Here is a 3,681-nt window from a genome sequence, read left to right on the forward strand (position 1 = left end):
GCAGCCAGTTGAGCGAACAAAATATTGTCTTCCTTGGTGCGGGGTCCGCCGGTTGCGGGATTGCCGAGCAGATCATCGCGCAGATCCAGCGTGAAGGATTAAGCGAAGAGGCCGCGCGTCAGCGCGTGTTTATGGTTGACCGCTTTGGTCTGTTAACCGACAAAATGCCGAACCTGCTCTCGTTCCAGACCAAACTGGTGCAAAAACGCGAAAACCTGCAGCACTGGGATACGAAAGAAGATGTGCTGTCTCTGCTCGACGTGGTTCGCAACGTGAAGCCGGACATTCTGATTGGTGTCTCCGGTCAGACGGGCCTGTTTACCGAAGAAATTATTCGCGAGATGCACAAGCACTGTCCGCGCCCAATCGTCATGCCGCTGTCTAACCCGACATCGCGCGTGGAAGCCACACCGCAGGATATTATTGCCTGGACCGAAGGCAATGCGCTGGTGGCTACCGGTAGCCCGTTTGCCCCGGTCGCCTGGAAAGATAAAATCTACCCGATTGCCCAGTGTAACAACGCCTATATCTTCCCGGGTATCGGTCTTGGCGTGATCGCCTCTGGCGCCAAGCGCATCACTGATGAAATGCTGATGTCGGCCAGCGAAACGCTGGCACAATATTCACCGCTGGTGTTGAACGGCGAAGGGCTGGTATTACCGGAACTGAAGGATATTCAGACCGTTTCCCGCGCCATAGCCTTTGCCGTAGGTAAAATGGCCCAGCAGCAAGGCATGGCAGTGAAAACATCGGCTGAAGCCCTGCAGCAGGCGATTGACGAGAATTTCTGGCAAGCAGAATATCGCGACTACCGTCGTACCTCTATCTGACGGTTTACCCGGCGGCGCCCTGCCGCCGGGTGTTCAACACTTGCACAATTCAGCGACTTGCGATTACACTTTCACCATCGATTAACATTCGGGAAAAACTAAGGAGGATACTTATGCTGTACTGTGAACGTTTGATCGTTTCACATGCTTTTGGCGATCGCCAGTGCTCAAGCGTTATCGGTATCGTGCTGCGATAACTTCTGCTTGAGCGAAGCTAACTTCTAAATCCCCTTCTCTCGGGCTTACCGGGTTATCGTCAGCGATGTTTGACGAGGCGTTTTTACGTCTGTAACTCTTGAGTAAGCAACAATGAGCACATTACTAACCGCACAATCCTTACACGTTGATACGGCATTTGGCACGCTATTCGACGATCTCACTTTTACCCTGAAAAAAGGCGACCGCATTGGGCTTATCGGCTACAACGGCTGCGGCAAAAGCACGCTGTTAAAACTGCTGGATGGCACGATTTCTCCCACCAGCGGATCCATTGCCCAGGCACATCACTGTCATCTTGCGCGCGTAGAACAGCATTTGCCGGATGAGATCCTGCCGCTAACACTCCAGGAAGCCGTACTGGCACAACTTCCCGAGCATGAACGCGCGGGTCAGCAATGGCGGGTTGAGTCACTACTCGCAGAAATGGGCTTTACGCCGGAGAATTTGCACCTCACCGCACAAACGCTGAGCGGCGGCCAGCACACGCGCCTGCTGCTGGCCCGCGCGCTGATGCGCAATCCCGACCTGCTGTTGCTGGATGAACCGGGTAACCATCTGGATTTGCCCACATTGCTGTGGCTGGAGCAGTTTTTACAGCGCTGGTCCGGCAGTTTTGTGGTGGTGTCTCACGATCCACAATTGCTGGATGCAGTGACGCACGGAACGTGGATCCTCCGGGATCATTCCCTGCATGCGTTCGATCTCCCCTGTAGTGCGGCGCGCCAGGCGTTGGTGGACAGAGATGCCAGCGATGCCTTGCGCCATAAGGCAGAACAAAAGGAAATCGATCGCGTTACTACCAGCGCCAAACGTCTGGCCACCTGGGGACGGGTCTACGACAACGAAGATTTGTCTCGCCAAGCCAAACAGATGGAAAAACAAGTGCAGCGCCTGAAGGATGACCAGACGGATGTCACCGCCGGAAGTCAGTGGTCACTAACATTGAATGGCGATGCCCTGCGTGCCGACCGCTTGCTGGAAATGACAGACCTCCCCGTCTCTCCGGCAGCGGATGCGGCAACGCTGTTTTCCATTGCCGGTATTCGCATCAAAAGCGGCGATCGCGTGGCGATTGTCGGGCGTAACGGCTGTGGAAAATCGTCGCTATTAAAGCTTATCTGGCAGCAATATCAGACGCAAATGACCTCGACATCGCTGGTGCTGCACCCGCGGGTGACGCTGGGGTATTACGACCAGTCGCTCAACCAGCTTGCGGATAACGATTCGTTGTTCGAGGCTCTCGAGCCGTTTGCCCCGCAGCCGGATGTGCGCAAAATGGCACTGATTAGCGCGGGGTTCCCGTGGATCCGCCACGCTCAACGGGTCAGCACCTTAAGCGGCGGCGAACGTTCGCGCCTGCTGTTTATCGGGCTGACGCTTGCCCGCTATAGCCTGTTGATGCTCGACGAGCCGACCAACCATCTGGATATGGAAGGCAAAGAAGCGCTGGCGCACACGCTGCAACACTTCAGCGGCGGCGTGCTGCTGGTCAGTCACGACCGTCAGCTTATCCGCCAAAGCTGCAACCGCTTCTGGTTTATTGATGAGGGTGAACTTAGCGAATGGCACGACCTGGAAGCGATTAACGCCCGCATTCAGGAAACCGCCAGTGAGCTAGCGGCGAGCAAAACGGTGGCAAAGGTTGTTCCTGATCCGCATCATCATGGCGACGAAATACTGGAGAAACTTCTCGAACTGGAGCAGCGGCTGTCTGATGACCTGGCACGCAAAACCAAACACCAAAAACCGCAGTTGCAGGCACAATGGCGCAAGGAGATTGAGCATCTGAATTCACTACTGGAGTAAAACGGTTGCCGGATGGCGGCATTATGTCGCCGTCTGGCGAATCTTGCGCGCCGCTTTCCATTTATCCCCCTGCCCGCTTTTCCTTTTACCGCACTCGCTGCACACTTTGGCAAAATTCGGCTATTAGTGTTGCGTTCAGCGGAACATTAATGATAGTGTTCCTTTTGAGGGAACAAGGAAGGTATGGATGATCATGAACTTCAGACACAAAGGATTGCGCGACTTGTTTCTTCAGGGGCGAACATCAGGCGTGACGGCGAAGCATGTCCGGCGATTGCGGCACCGACTTGCCGTTATTGATGCAGCGAGCCATGTAACAGATATCAATATGCCTGGTTATAAACTGCATGCGTTAACGGGCGATCGCGACGGCGTTTGGTCGATTTCTGTTTCAGGCAACTGGCGTATTACGTTTGAATTCGTTAATGGCGATGCATATATACTGGATTACGAGGACTATCATTGATGAAAATGGCTAATCATCCCCGTCCGGGGGATATTATTCAGGAAGCGCTGGATGAGTTAAACGTCAGCCTGCGCGAATTTGCCAGAGCAATGGAGATTGCCCCCTCAACCGCGAGCCGACTGTTAACGGGCAAGGCAGCATTAACCCCGGAAATGGCGATCAAACTTTCAGTGGTGATCGGCAGTTCGCCCGAAATGTGGTTGAATCTGCAGAATGCCTGGAGTCTGGCTGAAGCGCAAAAAAGCGTGGATATCTCACGTCTGCGCAAACTGGTAGCACAGTAACGGTATTGTAGGCTGGATAAACCTGCGCTATCCGGCAGGTCTTAATGGACAAAAAAATGGCGCTACATCGGTAGCG

The 3,681-nt window shown here is 54.2% G+C and carries 4 protein-coding genes; all 4 read left to right on the plus strand.

Annotated features, from left to right (window positions below; all coding sequences use genetic code 11):
- Positions 1–830 (plus strand): oxaloacetate-decarboxylating malate dehydrogenase (maeA, locus tag FDX01_RS23900; RefSeq protein WP_249360996.1); only part of this gene is annotated, 830 nt, incomplete at its 5' end.
- A gap of 309 nt (positions 831–1,139) precedes the next feature.
- A complete protein-coding gene (locus tag FDX01_RS16080) occupies positions 1,140–2,855 on the plus strand; it encodes an ABC-F family ATP-binding cassette domain-containing protein (protein WP_137400140.1) in 1,716 nt (571 codons plus the stop codon).
- Between the two features lie 187 nt (positions 2,856–3,042).
- Positions 3,043–3,321, plus strand: a complete 279-nt coding sequence (locus FDX01_RS16085; protein WP_096757033.1) for a type II toxin-antitoxin system RelE/ParE family toxin — start codon at positions 3,043–3,045, stop codon at positions 3,319–3,321.
- Entirely contained in the window at positions 3,321–3,605 is a 285-nt protein-coding gene (locus tag FDX01_RS16090; RefSeq protein ID WP_096757032.1) for a HigA family addiction module antitoxin, read from the plus strand. Before FDX01_RS16085 ends, FDX01_RS16090 begins: the two co-directional genes overlap by 1 nt.
- The last annotated feature ends 76 nt before the right edge of the window (positions 3,606–3,681 follow it).

This window comes from Citrobacter sp. wls613 (assembly GCF_005281195.1).
GTDB classification, from domain to species: Bacteria; Pseudomonadota; Gammaproteobacteria; order Enterobacterales; family Enterobacteriaceae; genus Citrobacter; species Citrobacter gillenii.

What these genes read in the sequence shown, in the direction of transcription:
- FDX01_RS16080 (WP_137400140.1), top strand. Translation starts at nt 1,140, where the DNA reads ATGAGCACATTACTAACCGCACAATCCTTACACGTTGATACGGCATTT.
- FDX01_RS16085 (WP_096757033.1), top strand. Translation starts at nt 3,043, where the DNA reads ATGATCATGAACTTCAGACACAAAGGATTGCGCGACTTGTTTCTTCAG.
- FDX01_RS16090 (WP_096757032.1), top strand. Translation starts at nt 3,321, where the DNA reads ATGAAAATGGCTAATCATCCCCGTCCGGGGGATATTATTCAGGAAGCG.